Here is a 23,752-nt window from a genome sequence, read left to right as displayed (position 1 = left end):
GCACCATGAACGATCTTTTCTCACTCGAACGCGGCGACGCGCCGCTGATGATTCCATTCCCCATCTGGGCACGCAGATCCCGGATGCGCTGCGCGACCGGTACACCGATATCGCGCTGACGGTCGCTGACACCGACTGGCATCTGGACCGCCTCTACGGATTCGCCCGCGCCCTCGGCGCCACGATTCTCGGTGCGCGCGTGTCGCGTTACGTGATCGACCTGAACCGGCCGTCGAACGACGAAAGCCTGTATCCCGGGCAGACGACCACGTCGTTGTGCCCGACCGAAACCTTTCGCGGTGAGCCGCTGTATCGCGAGGGCCGCGCGCCGGACGCGGCAGAGCGCAATCGCCGAGTAGCCACGTACTGGCAGCCGTATCACGACGCCTTACATGAAGAAGTGACGCGCCTGCGCCGTCAGCATCGCAACGTGCTGCTGTGGGAAGCGCACTCGATAGCGAGCGTGCTACCGCGCCTTTTCGAAGGCAAGCTTCCGGACCTGAACATCGGCACCCAGGATGGCCGCACCGCCGCGCTTTCCGTGCAGGAAGCGGTGCAGCGCGTCGCCGCGGCGAGTCCGTTCACGTGGATTGTGAACGGCCGCTTCAAGGGCGGCTTTATCACTCGGCACGCCGGCGCGCCGCAGGACGGCGTGCATGCGGTGCAACTGGAGATGTGCCAGTCCACCTATATGAGCGAGGACGCACCGTTCGACTATCTGCCCGAAGTCGCGAAGAAAGTGGAGCCAGTGGTACGCGGCATGGTGAATGGTGCGCTCGACGCAATCGTCAAGCTGACTCCGAGCGCCTCGCGGGCGAAATGAGGGCGATACTTCCTGCCGCGGGATCTCTTGGAAGTACATTCTGAACACCACGAGCGCCAATCCGACCGAGCAGGGACGCTCTGGCCAATACACGCTTGCAGAACTTCACCAGCGCTCGGAGCAGGCGCGCGTATTCCGAATGCGGAAGTGAAAGCCCAGTAGCGTCGAAGAGAGTGAAGCGCATGGAAAAGTGCTGCGGCCCCGTGACTACGTCGGCTAAGGTCGACAGCTCGGGTCGGCGCTCTGTGCTGAAAGATCGCTTGTTGGCTTGACGAGACCCCTGAATGTCTCGCGCCTCAATCGAGTCAAGGTCCCTTTTTTGGCCGACCAGAGCCCCACGACCGTGCGCGGCGATCGTCGCGGGCGTGCTCGCGATGCAAAAGGCGTGACCCGACCCACAAGGGACAGTCAAGACTGCGGAGAGCGGACGTTCGCACCATCCTATTAGCCGGCGATATGGAGCTTGCGACTGTCCCAAGCCGCAAGCTACGTCGACAATGGAGTTCGCTACACAAGTCCTTGAGCGGTCATCGCTAACAATAGTCGTTCAGCGCCGATGCCGAATCCTGCTCCCTCCTGATATGCACCGCCACCAACCACTTGCTGTTGTGCTCCGAGTTCGGTACAGCGGATTTCGAAGCCCCGCCCGTTCAGATAGTAGCTGAGGCCTCTACGGGCCGAATCGTCTATTTCATAGCGAAGGCCGAGCGAATCTAAAAAGCCGATCGCTGCTTCCAGGCTGCGCTTGACTGCGGATTCTGGATCGGGACATAGATACTCAAATCCTAGTTGGGAGAATTCGCGGTATCGGCCGGCTTGAGGTCGTTCGTAGCGGTAGCATCGAGCGATATAAAACAACATCCGCTCACGTTGTCGGCCCAGCAGTTCGTTGCATCGCTCCTGGAACAGTGCTGTTGCCTCAGGAATCAGGCAGCAAGCGCGTCCCTTTTTATCGGGAAAGGCCCACATCTGGCCGATGATCTCGCTGCCGCCAGCTTTTTGAATGAATGTATCTTGCGACCACAACGCGGGGACAATCGCCTCCTCTGCTCCAACCTTAATGAAGATAGCTCCGGAATCGGGTTTCCATAGCACGAATTTGTGCGGCTTCCTTGCCAACGATGAAGCGTGTTCCGCGAATCATGGTCATGAGAGTTCTCCTCTGGGTAAAAAATAAAAAAGGCGCCGTAGGCGCCTTGGTCGTTGTACAGGAGGGGAAACTGCAATCCCGGATGTCCTGTTATGGACGTAACGAACCACGGCGCATCGGGTGGCGGCCGTGATGATGAAGCGACTGGTTCAGGACGTTACGGAGTTCCATGCCAGTCATATTGGCACACTAAATTTCATTTGTGAACAGATTCCCACGTCTCGGAGGCCACGGCATAATCTCAAGGCCCAAAACTAGTCGCACGGCTAAGGATCGTCGACGATTTATGCTCTGTTACCGACTGACCGGGTCTGGCCGACCAGAGCCTGACGACCGAGCGCGGCGATCGTCGCGGGCGTGCGCGCGATGCAAAAGGCGTGCCCTGACCCAGAGCGGTCTGTTGTCCGAATGAACGTCGCGCGACCGCTGTAACTCGATGAACGGACATCCAAAAGGTCACGACTGCACCGGCGTGAAGCCGTCGGGACTCCAGTCCTCGCTCCCGACCCCGTGATGGACGAAAAAGAATCCCGCGGGGTCGTAGCGGTTCTTGATCGCTTTCAGCCGCGCATAATTCGCCCCCCAAAACGCTTCGCGCCAATCTCCACGGAAAAAATCTGTTTCCGAAAGATAGGAACCGCTTTGCGGTGACAATGCTTTAATAATGCCCGCGGCTTTGGCCACACGCTCGGCTTGGCTATGGGCCTCTGTCATGTCAGGCGGTGGGATCGGGAGACCCGCAAACGGCGGCGGACCGCCCGCAGCCACGATCGCCAAGGCGAAAGCATCAGCAACTTTCGGATTCATCGCGCACTGACGTGCGTGTTCCTTCACCTCCGTGGGGGCGCCCGCGAGTCCCTTGTTGACATGCAGTTCCACGGCCTGAAATTGGACGGCGGCCATGAGCGCTCCAGCAAATTGACTGCGTTGGGTTGGTTCGAGAAGCGTCGCGGGCAGCCATTGTGACTCGTAGCCGTACAGGAATAGTGAGGCCTGGTCTTCATCTCCTCGCCACCAACCGTGCTGGGTGGTCGCTCCAGCCCGCGGGTCGCGTACCAGTCCCGGGTTGGACTTGAGATCCCACCAGCGGCGTGCGGGACCGGCGCCGATCTGAGGCTCGTCGTTGAAGGTGAAATCTGCCGATGAGGTTCGTACCCAATCGATGAAAGGTGCCCAGACCGATTTGGCCTGTCCGTCGTTGAGGCCCTGACATACCATCGACACGTGGATTTCGTCTTCGTGAAAAACAAGCTGCTCGCCCCATTGGGGGTTGAACAGGTTTTCGGCGTAGTGATCAACGAGCCGTTCCACCAGCCGTCCGTAGGCCTCACGCGATGACGCCTTGACCCTGAACTCGGCCCAACCAAAGTGCTCGGGCAGATCGTGGGTCTGCAAAGTGACCCGGGTCACCACACCGAAGCTGCCGCCACCTCCGCCTTTCAGCGCCCAAAAAAGATCGGGCTCCCGCGATGCGTTGACCGTACGGACAATGCCGTCAGCGGTGACGATCTCGGCTTGGAGCAGGCTCGCGGCCGCTAATCCGTAACGCTTCGAGAACGATCCGAAACCGCCGCCCTGCACGAGGCCGGCCACCCCCACGCTCGCACAGCCGCCGCCCTGGACGTATCGCCCCGCCTGGGTGGTGACGGCAGTGTAGACGTCGATCCACATGCAGCCGGCCTCTGCAGTCACAGCCGGCGCCGGAGGCATCGAGGAACCCAATGGAACGAACGCATCGTGCAACTCGATGCGGTTCATCGCCCGTGTCCAGATCAAAAGGGAATCCGGCGCGTTCGAGCCGCCAAGGTAACTATGGCCCCCGCCCTTCACCACCAGACGTAAATTGTGTCGACGGACGAAATTGATGCCCGCAACCACGTCCGAGGTAGAACGGGCCGCCACAGCGTAGGCGCTCGCGCGGGGCGCCCATCCGTCGAGCCAGCCTGAGACCTGGGTGCCCCCAGGATCGTCGCCGAGCGCGATCGGGTTTCGCGCTTCCCCCAGGCGAGCGAGACAGTCGGGTGTGCGGGGCGCTTGCGCACAGGTCTGCCAGATGGTCGTCGGCCGCAACAAATTTCCACTGACTGCGCGACTCAGCGCCTCCCACTCCTCTGCCACCGGCCACTCAGGGTCGCCAGGCCGGACGCGGGCCGCTCCAGCAACGGCTGGAATCACGTCGGCAAAGATCGTGGTGGTGGGAAGGAAAGGCAGGGCGGCAGCGCCCTTCAGAAGGCATCGTCTCTTCATGTCGTCTCTATTTCTTATCGGGAGGCCAGTAGTTTGGCGAACCTTCTTTTCTGGATTCTAAAGCGAGTCTGGTTGGCTCCATCGGCCGAATAACTGAATGACCGCCACCAAAGATAGAAGCGACATTCAACTGTCAGGGCGACGCCAGAAATGAATCATCCGACCGCCGGTCTTTTTGGTCGGGCATCGGCCAACACGGTCAACAGTGCCGCAGAACCTTATCGACCTGACGTACGCCGAGTTCCGAGTCGTTGGATGCGAGGAAGCCGCATCAGATAGAGATTGCGCCGAAAGCCGCTTGTATTGCCGCAGCAATCTCGTCTTCGCTGCGCCCCCCATTGATGGCAATGCTTTCCCCAAAGACAAAGTGAGGAACCGAACGGACCCCGGCACCGGCCGACCTGGCCGCTTCCTGCTCGACGCGGCGGTGCTGTTCAGGATCAAGTGCGATAGCACGAGCCTGGTCGCGGTCAAAACCGCAGTCGGCGGCGATGTCGGCCAGCACATCCGCATCGGAGATGTTCCTGGCCGTGATGAAGTAGGCATCGGTGATTGCAACTGCGAGCCTGTGCTGCATGTTAAGCCCAGCGGCTGCCAGAATCACGGCATGAGCAGCTTGAGTCGGATAGGCCCAGAGCTGGCGGCCAAGATCCAGGTCGAAGCCCGAAGCGCGGGCTTCTCCTTCAGGGCGAGCAAAGGCGACCTTCGGATCGGTGATGCCGTAGCGCGAACGCAGCAAGTCGGGAATATAGAGGCCACCTGCCGGCGCATCGGGCAGCAGCAGAACGGGATGCTGCCGGATATCAACGGCCAGGTCGGGAAAACGCTCCGCCAGCACTTTGTCGAGACGGTGATACCCGACGATGCACCACGGGCATGTGATTTCAGTATAGAGATCTATTTGCATAACCATGTTCTGGCGGTCTGATCTGCACGCTATGAATTTGAAGGTAGCTCGGCATCGATTCCGGTCAGTTGAACCGATACGTCCCACAGTCGTTTTGCGAGTTCTGGATTTCGCGCGTCCCGAGACGGAGTGCATTCACCAGAGGGGCCTCGCAATTCGGAAGTTTTCGTCGGCCCGTAATAGCCGCCGGACTTTATTTGTCCGGTCGCCGCTTGCAATGCGCCCCACGCGCCCTGAGCCGACGTGTTGAAAAACAGGCCGATCAATGACATTGCGATGCTGCCCCACCAGCTATCGCGCGCAAGGTTGGTTCCAGCAAGACCCGGGTGGCAGGCCACAGCCGCAACAGGTATCCCCGCCGCCCGCAGTCGCCGATCCAGCTCAAAGACAAAAAGCAGATTCGCAAGCTTGCTGGCTGCATAGCGAGGCATCCACTTGTAACTCCTCTCCGCATCAAGATCGTCCCATTCGATCTTCGCGCTCTTGTGCAGACCGCTGCTCGTGACAACGATGCGCGACCCGGATGTTTCCGTGAGCCTGGGCAACATGAGCGCAGTGAACGCAAAGCAACCAAGATGATTGACGCCGAATGTCAGCTCGAAGCCTTGCACCGTGCGCTTCAGCTTCGGCCCTTGCACGCCCGCATTATTGATGAGCGCGTCGATGCGCGGTTCCTTTTCGGCCAGTTTTGCTGCGTTCCGCACGCTCGTCAGGTCTGCGAGGTCAAGCGGCAGGAATGCGAGATTCGCTTCAGGGGTCTTCAGACGAATCCGGCTAATAGCAGCTTCCGCCTTCGCCTCATCGCGGCACGCGAGAAGCACCCTGGCTCGCCGTGCCGCCAACGTACTCGCTATTTCAAGGCCTATGCCGGTGTTGGAGCCGGTGACAATAAAGGTCTTGCCCGATTGATCGGGTACATCAGCATGGGTGAATCCGCTCATGGCGTGAACCGTGTCGAGACGTTATTGCGTCAATGGTTAGCAATGCATGGCGCGGCACGCACGAACTTCCTGTCGGTCACCTGGTCGACCAGGAACTTCGCAAGGTTGCCTCTGGAGAGCTTCGTGCTGAGTCTGGTTTTTCCATACCAACCCACATCCACGTGGCCATCGGCGGGACCATCCTTTAGGTTCGGAATGCGTACCAGTGTCCAGTCCAGGTCCGAATTGGCGATCAATTCGCCAGTCGCCTTGATGTCCTCATACCCCTTGCGCGCGATAACCTTGAACAACAGCGTGAACGCATGGGTTTTGAAGGCAAAGCCATCCTTGGGATCACGATAGGCAGCCGTAGAAATCTGGATAAGACGGCGCACGCCCGCGTGCTTCATCGCGGCGATGATGTTGGTCAAGCCGCGCATGATCGGCTTATCGCCCTGCACCTTGAGACTGTTGGGACCAAGGGCGCTAATGACCGCATCGGCACCCTGAACGCACTTTGAAATGGCACGCTGGTCTTTGAGGTCGCCGACAACGATTTCTGCCCTTGCCGCGAACGGCGCGAGTTTCTTTGCGTCGCGCGTATAGACCGACAGTTTGTAGCCCTGCGTCAAGGCTTCCTCGATGATGTGCCTTCCGGTCGGCCCGGTCGCACCGAACAGCGCGATGGTTTTTTTCCCGGCCATGAGGTCACGCAGCCTTCGCCAACAAGGCTTTGATGGCCGTTTCGGTGTTGGCGATTGCGGCCTTCACCGCATCGGGGCCGAAAACCGTGCCTTCGACACGCACAACCTCAACGTCGGTCAGGCCGATGAAACCAAGCAGATGCAGCAGATAGTTAGTCTGAAAGTCGAACGGTGCCCAGGCCCCTTCCGAGAACACGCCGCCGGTAGCGGTAACGAGATAGACCTTCTTGCCGGTCAGCAGCCCCTTCGGCCCAGTATCGCCGTAGCCGAAGGTGACGCGCGGCCAGGTGACGTGATCGAACCAGGCCTTGAGCTGCGAGGGCAGACCGAAGTTGATCATGCCCGAACCGAGCACGATCACATCGGCGACCTTCAACTCATCGACCAACTCTTGCGCGACCTTCACCGCCTCGACCTGTTCCGGTGTGCGATCTTCGGGTGCCGTGATCCGGCCCTGGATGTAGGCCGGCGTGATGTGCGGCGGCGGATTCGCGGCAAGGTCGCGCACGGTCAGCGGACCGCCCGAGCGGGCCTGGATACCATCGGCGATTTCGGTGGCAAAGCGGGTGGAAAGGCTGTCGGCCCCGCGCGGGCTGGAAGTGATAAGTAGGGCATGGCTCATGACGGCTCCTAGGTATAAAATAAGAACTAGGTAATCTCTCGATTCTGAATTACCTATTCATACAAAGGATCGTATGGCTCCTGCCATTTCCCCACAAGAAGGCACATGCATGTCACTTAGTCACACCGAGCTACCTGCCGATATGCCTGCACCTGACGCTGGCGGCTGCCTGGCAACCCGTGAAATCCTGGATCGCATCGGCGACAAGTGGAGCCTCTACATTGTCGCTATGCTGGCTAATGGTCCGCGGCGCTTCAACGAATTGAAGCGCGGCATCGACGGCATTTCCCAGCGGATGCTGACACTCACCTTGCGCGGACTGGAACGCGACGGACTGATAACACGAACGATGTATCCGACGATTCCGCCGCGCGTCGATTACGAACTCACTGACATGGGAAGAACGCTGTTGAAGCCTGTCATGGCGTTGGTCAACTGGGCGAGTGAGAATCAAGTCGCCATCGCCGAGGCGCAGAAACGTTTTGACGAGGCGCCGGAGCCAGATCTGGTCTTGATTCAGGGCGTTGTCTACCAGCGTCGATAGACGGGTCCAGACCGTAGGCTTGTGCCAATACAGCGGCGAAATCCAGATGCCGGCTCCCGTTGGGACCTGTTCCAACGCGGATCTTTCGTGGGCTGAGAAGGTGCTGCATGTTCCGATCTATCCAACCATGAGTCGGCCACGACCAATCGGAAAAGTCGCATAGCCTGACTTGGGTGTCCGCTCCCTGAGCCAAACGGGACGCCTCAACGTCTCGCCGTTGACGCAAACCAATGACGCTTCCTGGCCGACCAGAGCCCCACGACCGTGCGCGGCGATCGTCACGGGCGTGCGCGCGATGCAAAAGGCGTGACCCGACCCACTACGCTCAGACGCCCCCCTCCAAAGCGGTCCGTCAGTCGAATCACGGTTTTGCGAGCTGGAGCACCTTAAAGCGGCCATCGGCAAGCTCACACAACCGGCCAACAAGAGGCTGACCTGCATCGCCAGCGTCACAGTCAGATCGGAGGCCGCGTTGATGGACCAAGCCTCGCCTTCTACAAAACGCTGCATCAGATCGGGCGGCCAGGTGCGCGCTGTTAGCCGACACTGGTTTGCGAATGGCAGCGAACCAGGCGTTCGAGGCGCCTATTTAATGAAATCCTGGATTGCGGTGACGGTGGCCTTGGGGTTTTCTTCCATCAGCCAATGGCCCGAGTCGGGGATGACGGCGCCCTGTACGTTGCTGAAGGCCGCCTTGGCGACAACGGCCATTTCCGGACCGAAAGATTTCTCGCCGCCGACGGCCAGGACAGGGATCGGCAGCGGGCCGTTGGCCAGGAACGCCTGGTTGTCGACAGCGTCCTGATCGAACGCATGGAACTGCTCGAAGCCGTCGTGCATCGCATTCGGCCGGGCGTAGAGCCTGGCGTAGTGGACGCGGCTCGCTTCATCGAAGTTCTTGGGGTTGGCCGAGAAGTCATTCCAGAACCGGTCGAGATAGATCCGCTCGCGACCCTTGACCAGCCGTTCCATGTCGGGTCCGCCAAACCGGAAATGCCAAAGGAGAGGATTCTTCAGAATCTCTTCCCAAGGGCCGACGCCGGGAATCGGGGCGTCCATCAGGACCAGATGCGTGACGCGTTCCGGCTGCTCGGCGACGAACGCGAAGGCGACCATGTTGCCGATGTCGTGGGCAACGACGTCGACTTTGTCCACGTGCAGCGCGTCGAGCACATCGGCCACATCGTGCCCCTGATTCTTCTTGTCGTAGCCGGTGGCTGGATGGGCGGAAAGGCCCATGCCGCGCAGGTCGGGTACGATCACCGTATGGGTTTGGGCGAGAGCGGCGGCGAGCGGTTCCCACATGTCGCCGCTCTCGCCATAGCCGTGCAACATGACCACAGCCGGCCCGTGTCCTCCGACGCGGACAAATATCCGGGTTCCGTTCGCGGCGATCGTTTCGGTTCGGAAGCTGCTCGGGTAAGGCGTCACGCCAGCCGCACAAGGTTGCGCGGCAAGTACTGAGCAGCATGCAATCAGGGACGCGAGCATTCGGATCATGATGAGCACCTTTGGGCCTGGTTGGTGGCGCTAACGATAGGTGCCCGCCGGATCGGCGGCTTGAAGAAACGTATCGAACTTGTCGCTCGATCCGCTGCCGTCAAGTTCCGAATGCGCTGCACGGCGCTAGCCGCGGGAGGATTGGCGGCCTGCGGCCATAATAGATTCGTTCAAGTTCGTGCATGAGCGGTCGGCTATGATCGGTTTTGTCACACGGTCGACCCAGATTTCTAATCGTGTGCAGTGACCTCATCACTTCACCGCGCCTCGATCGGAACAAGGGTGCCACATGACAACGCAGCTCGAAAACGCGCACGTCTCCATGCAAGATACGGAGCAAGGTAACGCCACGTTGACCGGCGACCTTCAATCCTGGGAGCGAAGCTTCCGCATCGCGATCGACACCATTCCCGGGTTGGCCTGGTTCGGCAGCGCCGATGGGCCGGTCGAATTCTTGAACAAACAGTGGTGCGAATACACGGGCATTGCGATGGACGATGCGTTGGGCTGGGGGTGGACCCGCACCATTCATCCGGAGGATTTTCCCCGCCTCGAGGCCCAGTGGAGCGATGCACTGATGCGCCGCCTGCCGGGTGAGCTCGAGGCACGCGTGCGCCGGTCCGACGGCGAATATCGCTGGTTTCTGTTTCGCTACGCGCCGCTACAGGACGATACGGGCCGAGTGCTCAAATGGTACGGGGCCAACATCGACATCGAAGCACGCAAGCTCGCTGAGAAGGCATTGCAGGCGTCGGAGCAACTGGCTCGCGCGCAGGTCGATGCCCTCAAGAGTTCCCTCGATGCCCTCGCGATGGAACCGGACCCGAATCGGCTCGTCGCGCACAGCCTGCGGACCTTGTCTCGGCAATTCGACGCGCACAGCATGAGCGTATGGCGCCGCGATCCGGCCGACGGCACGGTTGGGCTGGCATACGCTTTCGAAGACGGTTACGTCATACCCAACACCGACTCGCGGTTCGCCGGGCTGGATCTGTCGCTACCGATGGACGAGGCCTATCCGTGGCCCGAAGTGTTCCGTTCCGGAAAGGCGAACGTTATCGAGGATATTCGGGCCGTTCCGTCCTTTCCCTTGTGCGACAGGCTGATCCCGCTCGGTATCGTCACGGTTCTTTTAGTGCCGATGGTCGTCGCCGGGTGTTTGGAAGGCGCCATCGGACTTCGCTTCAAGCAGCGCCGCGCCTTCCGGAGCGAGGAGGTCGAACTGGCCCAGGCACTGACCAATCAGACCACCCTGATGATCCGGTTGGCCGAGTTGTCGGCGCAAGGCCGGGAAACCGCGATTACGGCGGAACGCAACCGCATCGCGCGCGATATTCACGACACGCTGGCACAAGGCCTGACTGGCGTCATCGTCCAGTTAGAGGCTGCAGAAGACGCCAGTCGGCGCGGCCTCGGGCGCGACGCGGAGCGGCACGTCACATCGGCGCGCAATCTGGCGCGAGAAAGCCTGAGCGAGGCCAGGCGGTCTGTTGCGGCGCTGCGTCCTCAGCCTCTCGAGGAAGGCGCCGTCACCGATGCCCTACGCGTGCTCATCAGGCGGTTGACCGATGGCGTCGCACTCGGCGCCGATTTCCGCGTTCTGGGCGTGCCTCGGGCGCTTCCGCGCGACTGGGAAGACAACCTGTTCCGGATCGCACAGGAGCTCGTGACCAACGTGCTTCGCCATGCCAAGGCGTCTCGTATCGCCGTCACCATTGCCTTCACCGAAGAGGACGTCCGGCTCGAATGTGCGGACGACGGCTGCGGCTTCGATTCATCCGCGAAACATGAAGGCTTTGGCGTAATGGGCATACGCGAGCGTATTGACGCCATGGGGGGCCGCATGAAGTTGACGAGCTCGATCGGTCGCGGCACCGAGGTGTCGATCCGCCTGCCAACCCCTTCTGTGGTGTCCGGCGCGCCGCGAGCGTGACGATGGAGCTATCGATGTCTGACACGAATCAGCAGCCGGCACCCATACGCGTTCTCATTGCCGACGACCACGTGACGGTTCGGGAGGGGCTGGCAGCGATCATCGGGCGGCAGCCGGACATGGTCGTGGTCGCGGAGGCCACCAACGGCCAGCAGTGCGTCGACCGATGGCTCGAGTGCCGTCCTGATGTGACCTTGCTGGATCTGCGCATGCCGATTCTCGACGGCGTGGGCGCGATAGAAGCGATTCGCCGCGCTGAACCCTCGGCCAGGTTGATGGTCTTGACCACGTTCGACAGCGATCACGACATCTCCCGGGCCATCATGGCGGGAGCCAAGGGATACATGCTCAAGGACGCTCAGCGTGAGGAACTGTTGGAATGCATCCGCAAAGTTCACGCCGGCAAGACTCAGATTCCTTCGTTCCTCGTTGCAAAACTCGCAGCCGGTGTCAGCGGCGAGGCGCTGACGAGTCGCGAACTCGAAGTCCTCTCCATGCTGGCGGGCGGGTGCAGCAACAAGGACATCGGGGCGCGCCTCGGCATCGGCGAAACGACTGTCAAGTCTCATCTGCGCAGCATCTTCAGCAAACTGCAGGTCCTGAGCCGCACGGAAGCGGTGGCGGTGGGCAGCAGGCGCGGCCTTATCCGGTTGTAGATTTTGGGACTTCGCACGCCTCTAGTTCGAATGGATGAGGCCCGTATGATCCGTTAGCGCGGTACGCGTGCCCGTCGACCGATCAATAGATTGCGGACGCGATCGGCGCGATAGTGTGGCCCGGCGGGAGTGAATCTCTCCAACTCGAGGGCAATGACCATGCGCGCGTCGGTTGAAAACGAGAATGTCGTTTCGATTGTCACTGAGCTTCTCCAATGTGCAAGCCGGGTGCTCGAGCGGGATGGACAGAGCGCCAGGAAGGAAATCCAGCGGGCGCTGGATCTTCTCCTGGCCTGCCAGGCGAACAACACGGGAATCCAGCCGCGCAATACTGAATATCGCGCCCAGGGATTGGCGCTTTGGCAAGCGCGACGGGTCATCGATCATGTCGCGGGCAATCTTGAGACGCAGATTCGAGTTGAAGAGTTGGCGAGCGTGACGCGGCTCAGCAAGAGCCATTTTTTCCGGGCGTTCCGGCTCAGTTTCAGCACATCGCCGCACGCCTACATTCTCACGCTGCGGCTCGCGCGCGCGAGAGAGATGCTGATGGCAAGCGACGAGCAGATCAGCCGCGTGGCCGCGGCTTGCGGATTTGCCGATCAAGCGCATTTCTCGAGGATCTTTCGGCGGGAAATTGGCTGCGCGCCAGGATTGTGGCGGCGCGAGCAGCGCCGATCGTCCATCGCTGACAGGGCGAGTTCAATACATTCGACGAAAGCCGGACACCCGTGAGCATCTAAACGTATCCCAGCAATCTACACTGGGCCGCACTCGTGCATCTCGCGGCCTCTATTCACGAGGTCCAGGAGAAACGACATGGATATGCAATTGAAGAATCGGCTGGCGCTGGTGACCGGCAGCACCGCCGGCATCGGTCTTGCCATTGCACAAGGGCTCGCCGCGGAAGGCGCGCGCGTCATCGTGAACGGCAGGACGCAGGAGGCAGTCGACCGGGCTGTGCGGTCGATTGCGGAGGCGACGGGTAACAAGCCGCTCGGTTTCGCCGGCGATCTGAGCGATGCCGCCCAGGCCGAGGCACTTGTGCGTGCGTTCCCGAACGTGGAGATTCTCGTCAATAGTCTGGGCATTTTCGAGCCCAAGCCGTTCGAAGAGATCCCCGACGAGGACTGGCGCCGTTTCTTCGACGTGAACGTGCTCAGCGGCGTGCGCCTCGCGCGTATGTATCTTCCCGCGATGCGGCGCGCCGACTGGGGGCGCATCATCTTCATCTCCAGCGAGAGCGGTGTGCAGATTCCGGTCGAGATGGTTCACTACGGCGTGACCAAGACCGCGTTGCTTGGCGTGTCGCGAGGTCTGGCCGAGACCGTCGCAGGGACCGGTATTACCGTGAACAGCGTTCTACCGGGGCCGACCAAATCACGAGGCGTTACCGACTTTGTCGATGCGTTGGCACAGGGTGACGAAAAGACATTCGAGCAAGTCGAAAAGGAGTTTTTCGAAAACATTCGGCCGACGTCCCTCATCAAGCGTTTTGCCTCGCCCGAAGAGGTCGCGTCGATGGTAACGTATCTCGCCAGCCCGTTGGCTTCGGCGACGACGGGGGCAGCGTTGCGTGTCGACGGTGGCGTCGTCAAGAGCGCTTTCTAGTGTTTTATCCGCACCCCCAATGGCGGGAGATGAGCGCTCTCGCTCATCAGTAATGCTGACCGTTATGTGGCGCTTACCGAAGGTTCGCCTGGAAGAACTGAAGGGCCATCTGATCGAGTTGTGTATGGAAGGCGGCCCAGTGAAACCCGGCAGCATCGACGCACAGTGCCGGCGCGCCCGCCCGCCGGGAAAATTCACGATGCGGTGATTGCCGCCCATCCGCTTGCGGGCCAGCGGCGTCTAGTCGAGCTTCCAGGCGCCCACCGCTTCGGCAAGCGTGCGGGCGCGTTCGTTGAGATCCTCGGTGGTAGTCATCAGATGCTGCACCATCCCGGCGTTCTGCTGTGTGACCGCATCAATGTCCTTGATGGCCTCGTTGAGTTGCCGCACGCCGTGGCTTTGCTCGCTTGCCGAGCGGCTCATGGCGTCGCTGAGTTGCGCGACTTCGTGCGCGGCGCTCACCACTTCGTCCATGGCGCTGCCCACGTCGGTACATAACCTCGCGCCCTCGGCAATCGTGCCGCGCGCGCTTCCAATCAGCGCTTCGATTTCGCGCGCCGCCTGGGCGCTGCGTTGCGCGAGGCTGCGCACTTCGCCGGCCACCACCGCGAACCCCTTGCCTTGATGACCGGCGCGCGCGGCTTCCACGGCAGCATTGAGCGCCAGGATGTTGGTCTGGAACGCGAGTTCGTTCACGACGGACACCACGGCGCTGATCTGCTGCGAATCGCGGGCAATGGAATCCATCGAATCGATCACAGCACGTACGCGCGTGCGGCTGGCATGCGCCAGTTCCGATGCCTGCCCGGCGAGCCGGTTGGTCTGCTCGGCCACCTGCGCGCTGCGCTGCACGCCTTCGCTGATCTGCTGCGTCGTCGCCGCGGTTTGCTGGATGGCCGCTGCCTGCGATTCGGCGCCGCTCGACAGGCGCGCGTTCTGGGTATGCAGGCGACTCGCGCAATCGTCGACGGCCGCCGCTTCGCGGGTCACGGCGCTCAGCGTTCCGACGAGCCCTTGCTGCATCTGGGCGAGTGCGGCGAAGAGGCGCCGTGCCTGGGTGCGCTCATCCACGACGATAGCTTCGCGCAACTCGCCGAGCGCAATCGCGTGCACGGTTTGCATGGCGTGGTCGAGCGGCCGGACCACCTTGGCGCCGAGCCAGCGCCTTCCGGCAAACGCAAGCACGACGCTCGCGAGAGCAAGCGCCGCGAAGCTCCAGAGCGCGACGGCTTCAAGGCGATGCACGCCGGCAACGTAGGTTGCGAGCGCACCGTCGGGCGGCGCGCTCGCCGCGCTGGCCGCCGCTTCGGCGAGCGTGGCATACGCGTAGGCACACGCCGCGCCACCGGCAGCAATCGTCAGCGACATCGCAAGTCCCGCGCCGACGATCAGCGTGAGCGCGGCGGGAATGCGGACGTTCCTCATCTCGATCTCGGCCTCCGGCGTCAGAACTTGTGTACCAGACCGGCGATCTCGGTCGTGATGTTCTTGCCTGCGCCTACGGCGATGCCGGGCCCTGCGGCGTCGGCCACGGTGAATGCCGTCGTGCCGTGATTGCGCACGCCTGCCACGCCGGCGTAGAAGCCGGTGCGCTTCGAGAACGGATAGTCGTAGCGCAAGGCCCATGAGAGCGCATGCCCGTCGCCGCCGGAGCGAAGCCAGTACTGCCCGAAGCTTGCCAGCAGCGAGCCGCCCACGACATGACGAATCAGGGCATTCACTTCATAGAAGTCGTGATTCGGTGTTGCGTAGGCGCTTGAAATCGACGTGCTCACGCCCGTGGCGTTGCGGTGCATTTGATAGAGCGCCGCGGTTTTCACCACGCCGAAGTCGTATGACGCGCCGATCAGATAGAAGCGTCCCGTGCCGACAGGCGTCGTTGCGCTGAGCGTGGCGCTGGGTGCGAAGCGCTGCTGCAGATAATCCGCGTCGGCGGAAAACGCGCCGGCCTTGAAGCTCACGCTGGCCGAAAGCGTGTCGCCGAGTGAAGGCGGCACGCCGCCCGATCCGTTCGCGCCGCGCGCATAGAGGGCGCGCAGCGTGAAGCCCGCCATCTCCGGCGACGTGTAGCGCAGCGAGTTGGCCGTGCGCGCCGAGGGCACGAATACGTAATTGTTGGTGGCGTTACCCCAGGCGAGCGCATTGAGTTCGCCGAGCGAGTACGTCACGTAGGTCAGGAACAACGGCGTGTAGTTGTTGCCGGCCTGGATCTGGCCGAACGGGCCCTGCACGCCTACCCACGCCTCCCGGTTGAACAAGGTCGTGCTGTTGGCCATGGCGCCCGAATTCGAATTGAAGCCGTTCTCCAGCTTGAAGACCACGTTGTAGCCGCCGCCGATGTTCTCCTTGCCGAGCAAGCCCCAGCGCGAGGGCGCAACGGAACTCGTCGCTTCGCGCACGACGGTCTTGCCGCCTGCGTTGGCGGCCTGGATCGCCGTATCGATGATTCCGTAGAGCGTGACGGCCGACTGGGCGTGGGCGCTCGTCGCGTTGAGCGCGGCAACGGCGGCAAGGGCGGCGGTGGCGAGTGGGGCAAGTTGCGGCTTCATGTCGTCTCCTGAACGGTGCCGTCGAGATGCGGCACTCTCTGAGGGCAGGAGTTTTGTGTATGAAGCAATCGAAGTCAATAAAAAATATACAAAACTATAGAAAACACCAGGTTGTATATTTGACGTGAAATCCGCGGACGAACGGCTGCCGCGCCCGGGGCGACGGGGCGCGGCAGTACGGCAGGTAAGACGGGAGGGCGGTCAGCGGGAAGGCGGGAACAGATCGGCGTCCGCGAGGATGATGTCCGCTGTCTGGTGGTAGTGCGTGGTGAGGAGCTTGATGGCGAGCGCCGCGTCGCCGGCTACGACCGCGTCGAGCATGGCTTTGTGCTCGGCGCCTTCGTGGCGTCGCGGAAACACTCGCCGCACGGAAAGCTGCCGGTAGCGGTAGAGCTGGTCGGCAAGCTGGTCGCAAAAGCTGATGAGCCAGCGTGACTGGCACCCGCCGATCAGCGCGCGATGGAACTCGCGGTGGCGGCGCTCCCACTCGGGGTTCTCCTTGTACTCGGTTTCGCTGAGCGAACGCGGCACCTTGGAGAGCCGGTGATAGGCCAGCACAACGGCCTCTTCCCACTCCACCGAGCGGCTCGCGAAGGCTTCGCGCAGCGCGACTTCCTCCAGCCAGCAGCGCGTTTTCGTGATTTCCTGGAGGTCGCTCGCGCTGATGCCCGCTACCGCGAAGCCACGCTGGTCGCGCCGTTCCACGAGTCCATCCGACGTCAGGCGATTGAGCGCCTCGCGAACGGGGGTCTGTCCGGCCTGGTACTGCTCGCAAAGGAACTCGATCTGCAGCCGGCGTCCCGGCTCCAGCTTGCCGTCGAGCAGGTCTGCGCGGATGCGGTCGTACAGGTTCGTGGCGAGCGTGGCGGCGCTGGCGTTGGCGCCGCCGGCGCCTGCGGGCGTTACGGGGGAGATCGCTGTGCGTGACAACTTCACACCTTCAGAGGTTTCGTCTGGCGCAAAGTATATCTGATCCGCGCGCGGTTCCGGTGCGATCTGACTGTTTTGGGGTTTTCCCTTTGAAAATACATAAAAACGTCGACATGAGAGTTTTGTATATATTATGATCGGCAACAGGTTGAATCGCTGGAGGCATAGGAATGGAGACATTGACGCTGGATCAAGCCAATCGCATCGTCGCGGCTGCGCTGCAGGCGGCCCGCCGCGACGGATTGCGGCCCATGGCGCTCGTCGTGCTGGACGAGGCGGGCCAGGTGAAGCTGGTGACGCGCGAGGATGGCGCCACGCCGCTTCGCGTGGATATCGCGCACGGCAAGGCCGCGGCGGCGTTCGGCATGGGCATCGCATCGCGCACGCTGCACGAGCGCGCCAGCGGCAACCCGGTGTTCTTCAACGCCATCGCGCCCGCGTGCGGCGGCAAGTTCATCGCGCAGACCGGCGCGGTCGTGATCGTCGCGCCGAACGGGCAGACCATCGGCGCGATAGGCGCAAGCGGCGGCACGGGGGACGAGGACGAAGCCATCTGCATCGAAGGTCTGCGCGCAGCGGGCTTCGCGCACCGTTGACGCGAGGCGCGCCATGCAAGCTGCTTACCGTTGCGCATGCCACGGCATCGACATCCACGCGCACGTCGTGCCCGCCGAATTTCCGCGCTATCTGGGCGCGAGTGTGCCGCGCGACTGGCCGTCCATGCAGCCGGCGCACGCCTGCCACCGCCACGTGGTGATCGACGGCAAGATCTATCGCACCGTGTCCGACCTGTGCTGGGACACGGATAAACGCCTTGCCGACATGGACAGCCAGAACGTGGCCGTGCAGGCGATCTCGCCCATGCCCGAGTTGCTCTCCTACTGGATGGCGGCGGCCGATGCGCTGCCGCTGTTGCAGTACCTCAACGACACGATTGCAGGCATGGTGGAGGCGAGCAGGGGGCGACTCGTCGGGCTCGGCGCGGTGCCGCTGCAGGACGTGGACGCGGCGATCCGCGAACTCGAACGGCTGATGGCGATGCCGGGTGTTGCGGGCGTGGAAATTGGCAGCAACATTAATGGCGCGCCGGTGGGCGCTCCGCAGTTCGACGCGTTTTTCGAAACCTGCGAAGCGCTTGGCGCGGCGGTATTCGTCCATGCGATCAGACCGGCTGGCAAGGAGCGTCTCGTCGGTCCCGCGCAGCTGGTGCAGGCGCTCGCTTTTCCGTCCGACGTTGGGCTCGCCGCCGCTTCGGCCATCACGTCTAACCTGATCGTGCGGTATCCGAAACTTCGTATTGGTTTCAGTCACGGCGGCGGTACCCTGGCTTCGCTGCTGCCCCGCCTCGAACAGGCCAGCCGCGTTTTCGCGCCGCTGCGCGAGACGCTTCAGGCCGCGCCGCGCGAGCAGGCACGCGGCCTCTGGTACGACTCGCTCGTGTTCGATCCGGCCACGCTGCGCCATCTCGTCGAAACGTTTGGCGACACGCGCGTGATGCTGGGTACCGATTACCCGTTCGCGTTCCGCGAGCACGATCCCGTGGGCGGCGTAGTCCGACTCGGGCTCGACGCCGCGGCCGCCGAACGGCTCATCTATCGCAACGCCCGGGAATTTCTGGGCATCAGCAACGGAGCATGACATGACGCAGTGCCTCGTCACCGGCCTGAGAGGCATCGAGATCGGCGTACCGGATCTCGAACTGGCCGCGGCCTTTTACGCACACACCTGGCATCTCACCGAACTCACGCGACGCCCGGAAAAGGTCTACTTTCGCGGCACGGGTGCCGCACACCACATCCTCACGCTCGCGCAGAGCGAACGTGCCGACGTGCGCGCCATCGAGTTCAGTGTGGCCGACGTCGCGCACCTCGATACGCTCGCGCAGTCCATCGTCCTGCATGGCGGCACCGTGATCTCCGGTCCCGCACCCACGACGATGCCAGGCGGCGGCTCGATGCTCGAAGCACTCGATCCGCAGGGGCGCGTGCTGCGCTTCATCGCGGGCGCGCGCAGCCATGCGGATACGCAAAGCGTGAAAGACCGTCCCATCAAGATCACGCACGTCGTGCTCAACAGCGAGAACGTGGCGGTCGCGCAGGCGTTCTTCGAAAACGCGCTGGGCTTCAGGCTGTCCGACCGCACGCGCATCATGGCCTTCATGCGCTGTTCGAGCGATCACCACAGCATCGCGCTCGCCGATGCGCAGGAGAACACGCTCAATCACATCGCTTTTCTGATGCCGGACCTCGATTCCGTGATGCGCGGCGGTGGCCGTATGAACGACGCGGGCTATCCGGTGGAATGGGGCGTGGGGCGCCACGGGCCGGGCAACAACGTGTTCGCGTATTTCCTCGGGCCCGCCGATTTCGTCATCGAATACACAGCCGAGGTGCTACAGGTGGACGACAGCTACCGCACGGGCGGCCCGGACGACTGGAAGTGGCCGCCCGGGCGCATCGATCAGTGGGGCGTGGGGCGCGCGCCGTCCGAACGCCTCAAGACCGCGCAGAAAACCATCTTCTTTCGCCGGCCGCAAGGTGTTGCGGCACTGAGCGACAACTGAGCGGCATCTGCCCTGAAAGAACGTTTCCCTCAACCGATTGATTCATCCGATAACTCGAATACATCATGAAACTGGTTACTTTCCGATCGGGCGACACCACGCGCCTGGGTGTTCTGGACGGCGAGCACGTCGTCGATCTCAACAAAGCCGACGCCCGCGTGCCGGCGGATCTGCGCGCGGCGCTCAAGGCCGGCGTGGACCTCAACGCGGCCGCGCAACGTGCTATCGCGAGCGGCGAGCATCGCGCGCCCTATGCGTCGCTCGAACTTGCGCCCGTCGTGCCGGAGCCTGGCAAGATCGTCTGCCTCGGCCACAATTACTACGACCACGCGAAAGAGGGCGGCAATCTGAAGCCCGTTTATCCGCTCATCTTCTTTCGCGGCGCCTCTTCGCTGATCGCGCACGAAGACCCGGTGATCCGTCCGCGTGTGTCGGAAAAGCTCGATTACGAGGCTGAACTCATGATCGTGATCGGCAAGCGCGCGCGCCACGTGAAGCGTGAAAACGCGCTGGACTACGTGTTCGGCTACGCATGCTTCAACGACGTTTCGGTGCGCGACTATCAGAAGCGCACGACGCAGTGGACCATCGGCAAGAACTTCGACGGCACGGGCGCGTTCGGCCCGTGGCTCGTGACCGCCGACGATCTGCCGCCCGGTGGCGAAGGCCTCACGTTGCGCCTCATCCTCAACGGGCAGGTGATGCAGCAGGCCAGCACGAGCGACATGATCTGGGGCGTGGCCGAAACCATCGAGCTGCTGACCGAGTGCCTGACGCTCGAACCCGGTGACGTCGTGGCGATGGGCACGCCCGCCGGCGTGGGCTGGGCGCGCGATCCGTCGGTGTGGCTCAAGCACGGCGATGTCGTGGAAGTAGACATCGAACGCGTGGGCCGTCTGCGCAACACGGTGCAGGACGAAGCGGGTGCGTGACGATGGCGACGAGTAACCATTACGAAGTGATCGTGGTCGGCTTCGGGCCGTCCGGCGCCGTGGCAACCGCTTTGCTCGGGCAGCTTGGCCGCAAGGTACTGTGCGTGGACCGCGCGCGCGAGGTGTACGACAAGCCGCGCGCCATCGCCGTCGATCACGAGATCATGCGCGTGTTCCAGGGCCTTGGCGTGGTCGAGGAAATCGCCGAACACATCGCCGTGTTTCCGCCTTCGGAGTACTACGGCGTGGACGGCCAGCTCATCAAACGCATCGACACGGTGCCCAAGCCCTGGCCCCTCGGCTACATGCCGACCATGGTGTTTACGCAGCCCCCGGTGGAAGCGGCCTTGCGCGAGCATGCGAGCGCGTATGAATCGGTGGAAGTGGCGCTCGGCACGGAACTCGTGAGCTTCGATCAAACCGCGCACGGTGTGAGCGTCCAACTGAAGGACGACGCAGGCGCCACGCGCGCCGTCACGTGCGACTACCTCATAGGCTGCGACGGCGCATCGAGCACGGTGCGCACGCAGTTGGACATCGCCTACGAAGACCTCGTGTTCGACGAGCCCTGGCTCGTGGTCGACGTGCGCGTGAACGAAAGCGGCCTTGCGAAGCTGCCGAAGGTGGCGGTGCAGTACTGCGAGCCGTCGCGGCCGTGCACCTATGTGGTGGGGCCGGGCGCGCACCGTCGGTGGGAAATCATGCTGATGCCCGGCGAAGATCCGCGCGAGATGCAGACCGAGGCGCAGGTGTGGAAGCTGCTGTCGCGCTGGCTTTCGCCTGAAGACGGTCAACTGTGGCGCGCCGCGAGTTATCGCTTTCATGCGCTTGTCGCGCAGGAATGGCGGCGTGGGCGCATTTTCATTGCCGGCGACGCGGCGCATCAGCAGCCGCCGTTCATTGGTCAGGGGATGTGCCAGGGCATTCGCGACGTGGTGAATCTCGTCTGGAAGCTCGACGCCGTGATGAGCGGCACGGCCCAGCCCGCGCTGCTCGACAGCTACGCCGCGGAGCGCGGCCTGCACGTGCGGCAGCTCACCACGCGCATCAAGGAACTCGGCAAGGTGATCTGCGAGCGCGACGTTGCTGCAGCACGCGAGCGCGATGCACGCCTCTTGCGTGAAGCGGCCGGCCAGATCAGGACGATTGCGCGCCAGGACATCGTGCCGAAGCTCGAAGCGGGTTTGCTTGCGAGCGTCGCGCATGCTGCCAACGGCACGCTGTTTCCGCAGCCGCGCGTGCGTGTTGATGCCGTGGTTGCCGACGGTGGCGACGGCGCCAATGCGGCCTTGCTCGATACCGTAGTGGGCGGCCATTGGCGCATCGTCACGCTGGGTAGCGAGCCGGTTTCGCAGGCGGCGCGCGATGCCGCGCAGCGCATCGGCGCGCAGCTTGTCGAACTCGTGCCGGACGGCGACGTGAATCGGGCGGCCGCATGGTCCGGCGTGCATCGCGTCGTGGAAGTGGATGGCGTGCTCTCGGCCTGGTTCCGGCGCAACGAATGCAGCGCAGCGATCGTGCGTCCCGACCACTACGTCTACGGCGTAGCGAGCGATGCGGCGACGCTCGCCGCATCGCTCGAGGAACTGGAGGCAGCGCTGCACGGATGACACCTCGCAAGCGGAGCGCGGCCTTCATCATGCCCGCTCCCCGCATGCACCCACCGGTGAAGCCGCCCTCAAGAGGCGGCGCCGACACTACACAACACGGAGACAATCTTGGCCACGTCCATCAACGCTCGCGAGGAACTGGCGCTCGCCCCCATCGGGAGGTTTCATATAACCTTCGCGATTCTGGTCGGATTCATCATGTTTTTCGACGGATTCGATCTCTTCAATGCGGCTTACGTCATCCCGCTCGTCAGGAAGTCGTGGCAACCGTCGCCGGCGATGATCGGCGTCATGCTCTCGAGCGGTATCGTCGGGCTCTCGATCGGATCGGTAGTTCAAGGATTGCTGTCGGATCGATTCGGGCGTCGACGCGTGATGTTGCTCGCACTCTGGTTGTTGACGGCGGCGAGCGGCGCGCTGGCAACCGTGGCTCACACGCCGCTGGCTTTCGCTCTACTTCGACTCGTACTGGGAACAGCCCTCGGGATGGTCACACCGCTGGCGCTCACGTGTATCAACGAGTGGGCGCCGCGAAAGCACGCGAATACTTACGCCACCTGGGTTTTTCAATTCGGCTTCTCGGCGGGCGGGATATTCGCAGGGGTCGCAGGAATTCTTCTTACCCCGCGTTTCGGCTGGCAATCCCTCTACTACATCGGGATCCTGTCTGCCGTTGTCGCCGCTGTCGCGACCATCTGGCTTCCCGAATCCATTCAATACCTGCTAATTCGCCGGCGCTTTGACGAGGCGCGCCAACTTCTTTCGCGACTGCGGCCCGAGCGCAGCGAGCTATATCGCGATGCGGTGTTGGCGACTGCGGTCAAGGCCACCCGTGTTGGCTCGATTGCAGATCTTGTCGGGCCGTTGTATCGCAGAAATACGATCGTGCATTGGATCACCGGCTTTCTTAGTCTCTTTTGCATCCATGGCCTCACCGGTTGGCTACCGTCGCTCGTCGTGAATCGTGGTGAAGGTGTCACGTCGGCGTTCGCGTACGGAACGCTCGTCATGACCGCGTCCGTCGTGGGCGGCATCTCCATGGGATGGCTGGCCGACAAGCTCCAGAGCCGTATCCGCGTCATGATCGTGGGATATATCGCCACTGCGGCTTCGATGGGAGCGGTGGCATTTTCTCTTTGGCAAGCGCCGGCACTCGTTGCAGTCGCGGTCGCGTCGACTGGCTTTTTCATGTTCGGCTCGCAGGCCGTACTGAACAACTATCAGGCGATGTGCTATCGGACCGAGGTGCGAGGCACCGGAATCGGCATTGCGATCGGGCTAAACCGCGTGGGCGGCATTCTTGGACCCTTCATCATTGGGCTTGTCGTTTCGATCAATCCAGACCCGAGCTACACCTTCGGCGTGTTCTGTGCCGCCGCGGCGCTGTCGGCCCTCGTGATCGCCCTCGGCCGCACCGAGATCACGGCAACGCGATCGAGCGATATTGCGAGCGCCGACAGTTCGGCACCTTCGGTATCGACCATGCCCGGTTCCGCACAGCCGAATGGTTCAAAGTGATCCGCGTTGTTGTGTCGCGTTGGTTGGACAGGCATA

General features: G+C 62.5%; 21 protein-coding genes and 1 pseudogene. 12 read left to right on the top strand and 10 right to left on the bottom strand.

Features of this window, described 5'->3' with window-relative positions:
• Positions 1 to 5: 5 nt before the first annotated feature.
• Positions 6 to 823 (top strand): annotated as a pseudogene (hutG, locus tag PXJ20_RS24830) (N-formylglutamate deformylase).
• Positions 824 to 1,330: 507 nt separating this feature from the next.
• Here the strand turns inward: hutG and PXJ20_RS24825 are convergent.
• From PXJ20_RS24825 to PXJ20_RS24800, 6 genes are all read right to left on the bottom strand, one after another.
• The gene (locus tag PXJ20_RS24825) at positions 1,331 to 1,918 is read right to left on the bottom strand and encodes an ATP phosphoribosyltransferase regulatory subunit (RefSeq protein ID WP_421031784.1); all 588 of its coding nucleotides are present in this window, start codon (positions 1,916 to 1,918) and stop codon (positions 1,331 to 1,333) included.
• Positions 1,919 to 2,429: 511 nt separating this feature from the next.
• Positions 2,430 to 4,220 carry an FAD-binding oxidoreductase gene (locus tag PXJ20_RS24820; protein WP_421031785.1) on the bottom strand — a complete coding sequence of 597 codons (1,791 nt, stop codon included), beginning with the start codon at positions 4,218 to 4,220 and terminating at the stop codon, positions 2,430 to 2,432.
• Between the two features lie 271 nt (positions 4,221 to 4,491).
• A complete protein-coding gene (locus PXJ20_RS24815; RefSeq protein WP_421031786.1) occupies positions 4,492 to 5,127 on the bottom strand; it encodes a DsbA family oxidoreductase in 636 nt (211 codons plus the stop codon).
• A gap of 29 nt (positions 5,128 to 5,156) precedes the next feature.
• On the bottom strand, positions 5,157 to 6,068 hold the full coding sequence (locus tag PXJ20_RS24810) for an oxidoreductase (protein WP_421031787.1): 912 nt from the start codon (positions 6,066 to 6,068) through the stop codon (positions 5,157 to 5,159).
• 29 nt (positions 6,069 to 6,097) lie between these two features.
• Positions 6,098 to 6,751, bottom strand: coding sequence for an NAD(P)-dependent oxidoreductase (locus PXJ20_RS24805; RefSeq protein ID WP_421031788.1), 654 nt, complete (start codon positions 6,749 to 6,751; stop codon positions 6,098 to 6,100).
• 4 nt (positions 6,752 to 6,755) lie between these two features.
• Positions 6,756 to 7,373, bottom strand: a complete 618-nt coding sequence (locus tag PXJ20_RS24800) for an FMN-dependent NADH-azoreductase (RefSeq protein WP_413215545.1) — start codon at positions 7,371 to 7,373, stop codon at positions 6,756 to 6,758.
• Positions 7,374 to 7,482: 109 nt separating this feature from the next.
• Here PXJ20_RS24800 and PXJ20_RS24795 point away from each other — a divergent pair, with 109 nt between their 5' ends.
• On the top strand, positions 7,483 to 7,917 hold the full coding sequence (locus PXJ20_RS24795; protein WP_421031789.1) for a winged helix-turn-helix transcriptional regulator: 435 nt from the start codon (positions 7,483 to 7,485) through the stop codon (positions 7,915 to 7,917).
• Positions 7,918 to 8,502: 585 nt separating this feature from the next.
• Here the strand turns inward: PXJ20_RS24795 and PXJ20_RS24790 are convergent.
• The gene (locus tag PXJ20_RS24790) at positions 8,503 to 9,417 is read right to left on the bottom strand and encodes an alpha/beta fold hydrolase (RefSeq protein WP_205703019.1); all 915 of its coding nucleotides are present in this window, start codon (positions 9,415 to 9,417) and stop codon (positions 8,503 to 8,505) included.
• Between the two features lie 289 nt (positions 9,418 to 9,706).
• Between PXJ20_RS24790 and PXJ20_RS24785 the strand changes: the two genes are divergently transcribed.
• The 4 genes from PXJ20_RS24785 to PXJ20_RS24770 all read left to right on the top strand — a co-directional run bounded on the left by PXJ20_RS24785 (position 9,707) and on the right by PXJ20_RS24770 (position 13,614).
• Positions 9,707 to 11,350: a histidine kinase gene (locus tag PXJ20_RS24785; RefSeq protein ID WP_421031790.1), complete on the top strand. Its 1,644-nt coding sequence runs from the start codon at positions 9,707 to 9,709 to the stop codon at positions 11,348 to 11,350.
• Positions 11,351 to 11,364: 14 nt separating this feature from the next.
• Positions 11,365 to 12,006 carry a response regulator gene (locus tag PXJ20_RS24780; protein WP_026121453.1) on the top strand — a complete coding sequence of 214 codons (642 nt, stop codon included), beginning with the start codon at positions 11,365 to 11,367 and terminating at the stop codon, positions 12,004 to 12,006.
• Between the two features lie 153 nt (positions 12,007 to 12,159).
• Positions 12,160 to 12,738 (top strand): helix-turn-helix domain-containing protein, encoded by a 579-nt coding sequence (locus tag PXJ20_RS24775; RefSeq protein ID WP_413215515.1) that lies wholly within the window; start codon positions 12,160 to 12,162, stop codon positions 12,736 to 12,738.
• Positions 12,739 to 12,822: 84 nt separating this feature from the next.
• A complete protein-coding gene (locus tag PXJ20_RS24770; RefSeq protein WP_017774891.1) occupies positions 12,823 to 13,614 on the top strand; it encodes an SDR family NAD(P)-dependent oxidoreductase in 792 nt (263 codons plus the stop codon).
• A gap of 240 nt (positions 13,615 to 13,854) precedes the next feature.
• Here the strand turns inward: PXJ20_RS24770 and PXJ20_RS24765 are convergent, their stop codons facing one another.
• The 3 genes from PXJ20_RS24765 to PXJ20_RS24755 all read right to left on the bottom strand — a co-directional run bounded on the left by PXJ20_RS24765 (position 13,855) and on the right by PXJ20_RS24755 (position 17,099).
• Positions 13,855 to 15,039 carry a methyl-accepting chemotaxis protein gene (locus tag PXJ20_RS24765; protein ID WP_413215513.1) on the bottom strand — a complete coding sequence of 395 codons (1,185 nt, stop codon included), beginning with the start codon at positions 15,037 to 15,039 and terminating at the stop codon, positions 13,855 to 13,857.
• 20 nt (positions 15,040 to 15,059) lie between these two features.
• Positions 15,060 to 16,163 (bottom strand): porin, encoded by a 1,104-nt coding sequence (locus tag PXJ20_RS24760; RefSeq protein ID WP_421031791.1) that lies wholly within the window; start codon positions 16,161 to 16,163, stop codon positions 15,060 to 15,062.
• A gap of 201 nt (positions 16,164 to 16,364) precedes the next feature.
• Entirely contained in the window at positions 16,365 to 17,099 is a 735-nt protein-coding gene (locus tag PXJ20_RS24755) for a GntR family transcriptional regulator (RefSeq protein WP_017774895.1), read from the bottom strand.
• A gap of 164 nt (positions 17,100 to 17,263) precedes the next feature.
• Here PXJ20_RS24755 and PXJ20_RS24750 point away from each other — a divergent pair, with 164 nt between their 5' ends.
• From PXJ20_RS24750 to PXJ20_RS24725, 6 genes are all read left to right on the top strand, one after another.
• The gene (locus tag PXJ20_RS24750) at positions 17,264 to 17,689 is read left to right on the top strand and encodes a GlcG/HbpS family heme-binding protein (RefSeq protein ID WP_126879061.1); all 426 of its coding nucleotides are present in this window, start codon (positions 17,264 to 17,266) and stop codon (positions 17,687 to 17,689) included.
• Positions 17,690 to 17,702: 13 nt separating this feature from the next.
• Positions 17,703 to 18,731, top strand: coding sequence for an amidohydrolase family protein (locus PXJ20_RS24745; RefSeq protein ID WP_277598742.1), 1,029 nt, complete (start codon positions 17,703 to 17,705; stop codon positions 18,729 to 18,731).
• A gap of 1 nt (position 18,732) precedes the next feature.
• Positions 18,733 to 19,656 (top strand): VOC family protein, encoded by a 924-nt coding sequence (locus tag PXJ20_RS24740; protein ID WP_413215510.1) that lies wholly within the window; start codon positions 18,733 to 18,735, stop codon positions 19,654 to 19,656.
• Positions 19,657 to 19,721: 65 nt separating this feature from the next.
• The gene (locus PXJ20_RS24735) at positions 19,722 to 20,588 is read left to right on the top strand and encodes a fumarylacetoacetate hydrolase family protein (RefSeq protein WP_126879064.1); all 867 of its coding nucleotides are present in this window, start codon (positions 19,722 to 19,724) and stop codon (positions 20,586 to 20,588) included.
• A 2-nt stretch (positions 20,589 to 20,590) separates the two neighbouring features.
• Entirely contained in the window at positions 20,591 to 22,198 is a 1,608-nt protein-coding gene (locus PXJ20_RS24730; protein ID WP_421031792.1) for a bifunctional 3-(3-hydroxy-phenyl)propionate/3-hydroxycinnamic acid hydroxylase, read from the top strand.
• A gap of 108 nt (positions 22,199 to 22,306) precedes the next feature.
• On the top strand, positions 22,307 to 23,716 hold the full coding sequence (locus tag PXJ20_RS24725; RefSeq protein ID WP_413215508.1) for an MFS transporter: 1,410 nt from the start codon (positions 22,307 to 22,309) through the stop codon (positions 23,714 to 23,716).
• Positions 23,717 to 23,752 lie beyond the last annotated feature (36 nt).

Origin of the sequence: Paraburkholderia sp. A1RI_3L (genome assembly GCF_048957895.1) — a bacterium.
Classification (GTDB): domain Bacteria; phylum Pseudomonadota; class Gammaproteobacteria; order Burkholderiales; family Burkholderiaceae; genus Paraburkholderia; species Paraburkholderia kururiensis.
This window is presented reverse-complemented; position numbering and strand designations above follow the sequence as displayed.

Excerpts from the sequence above, each read along its gene's own strand:
- PXJ20_RS24805 (WP_421031788.1), bottom strand. The coding sequence starts at position 6,751 with ATGGCCGGGAAAAAAACCATCGCGCTGTTCGGTGCGACCGGGCCGACC.
- PXJ20_RS24790 (WP_205703019.1), bottom strand. The coding sequence starts at position 9,417 with ATGATCCGAATGCTCGCGTCCCTGATTGCATGCTGCTCAGTACTTGCC.
- PXJ20_RS24785 (WP_421031790.1), top strand. The coding sequence starts at position 9,707 with ATGACAACGCAGCTCGAAAACGCGCACGTCTCCATGCAAGATACGGAG.
- PXJ20_RS24765 (WP_413215513.1), bottom strand. The coding sequence starts at position 15,039 with ATGAGGAACGTCCGCATTCCCGCCGCGCTCACGCTGATCGTCGGCGCG.
- PXJ20_RS24775 (WP_413215515.1), top strand. The coding sequence starts at position 12,160 with ATGACCATGCGCGCGTCGGTTGAAAACGAGAATGTCGTTTCGATTGTC.
- PXJ20_RS24745 (WP_277598742.1), top strand. The coding sequence starts at position 17,703 with ATGCAAGCTGCTTACCGTTGCGCATGCCACGGCATCGACATCCACGCG.
- PXJ20_RS24740 (WP_413215510.1), top strand. The coding sequence starts at position 18,733 with ATGACGCAGTGCCTCGTCACCGGCCTGAGAGGCATCGAGATCGGCGTA.
- PXJ20_RS24800 (WP_413215545.1), bottom strand. The coding sequence starts at position 7,373 with ATGAGCCATGCCCTACTTATCACTTCCAGCCCGCGCGGGGCCGACAGC.
- PXJ20_RS24815 (WP_421031786.1), bottom strand. The coding sequence starts at position 5,127 with ATGCAAATAGATCTCTATACTGAAATCACATGCCCGTGGTGCATCGTC.
- PXJ20_RS24795 (WP_421031789.1), top strand. The coding sequence starts at position 7,483 with ATGTCACTTAGTCACACCGAGCTACCTGCCGATATGCCTGCACCTGAC.
- PXJ20_RS24780 (WP_026121453.1), top strand. The coding sequence starts at position 11,365 with ATGTCTGACACGAATCAGCAGCCGGCACCCATACGCGTTCTCATTGCC.
- PXJ20_RS24820 (WP_421031785.1), bottom strand. The coding sequence starts at position 4,220 with ATGAAGAGACGATGCCTTCTGAAGGGCGCTGCCGCCCTGCCTTTCCTT.
- PXJ20_RS24750 (WP_126879061.1), top strand. The coding sequence starts at position 17,264 with ATGGAGACATTGACGCTGGATCAAGCCAATCGCATCGTCGCGGCTGCG.
- PXJ20_RS24810 (WP_421031787.1), bottom strand. The coding sequence starts at position 6,068 with ATGAGCGGATTCACCCATGCTGATGTACCCGATCAATCGGGCAAGACC.
- PXJ20_RS24730 (WP_421031792.1), top strand. The coding sequence starts at position 20,591 with ATGGCGACGAGTAACCATTACGAAGTGATCGTGGTCGGCTTCGGGCCG.
- PXJ20_RS24735 (WP_126879064.1), top strand. The coding sequence starts at position 19,722 with ATGAAACTGGTTACTTTCCGATCGGGCGACACCACGCGCCTGGGTGTT.
- PXJ20_RS24760 (WP_421031791.1), bottom strand. The coding sequence starts at position 16,163 with ATGAAGCCGCAACTTGCCCCACTCGCCACCGCCGCCCTTGCCGCCGTT.
- PXJ20_RS24770 (WP_017774891.1), top strand. The coding sequence starts at position 12,823 with ATGGATATGCAATTGAAGAATCGGCTGGCGCTGGTGACCGGCAGCACC.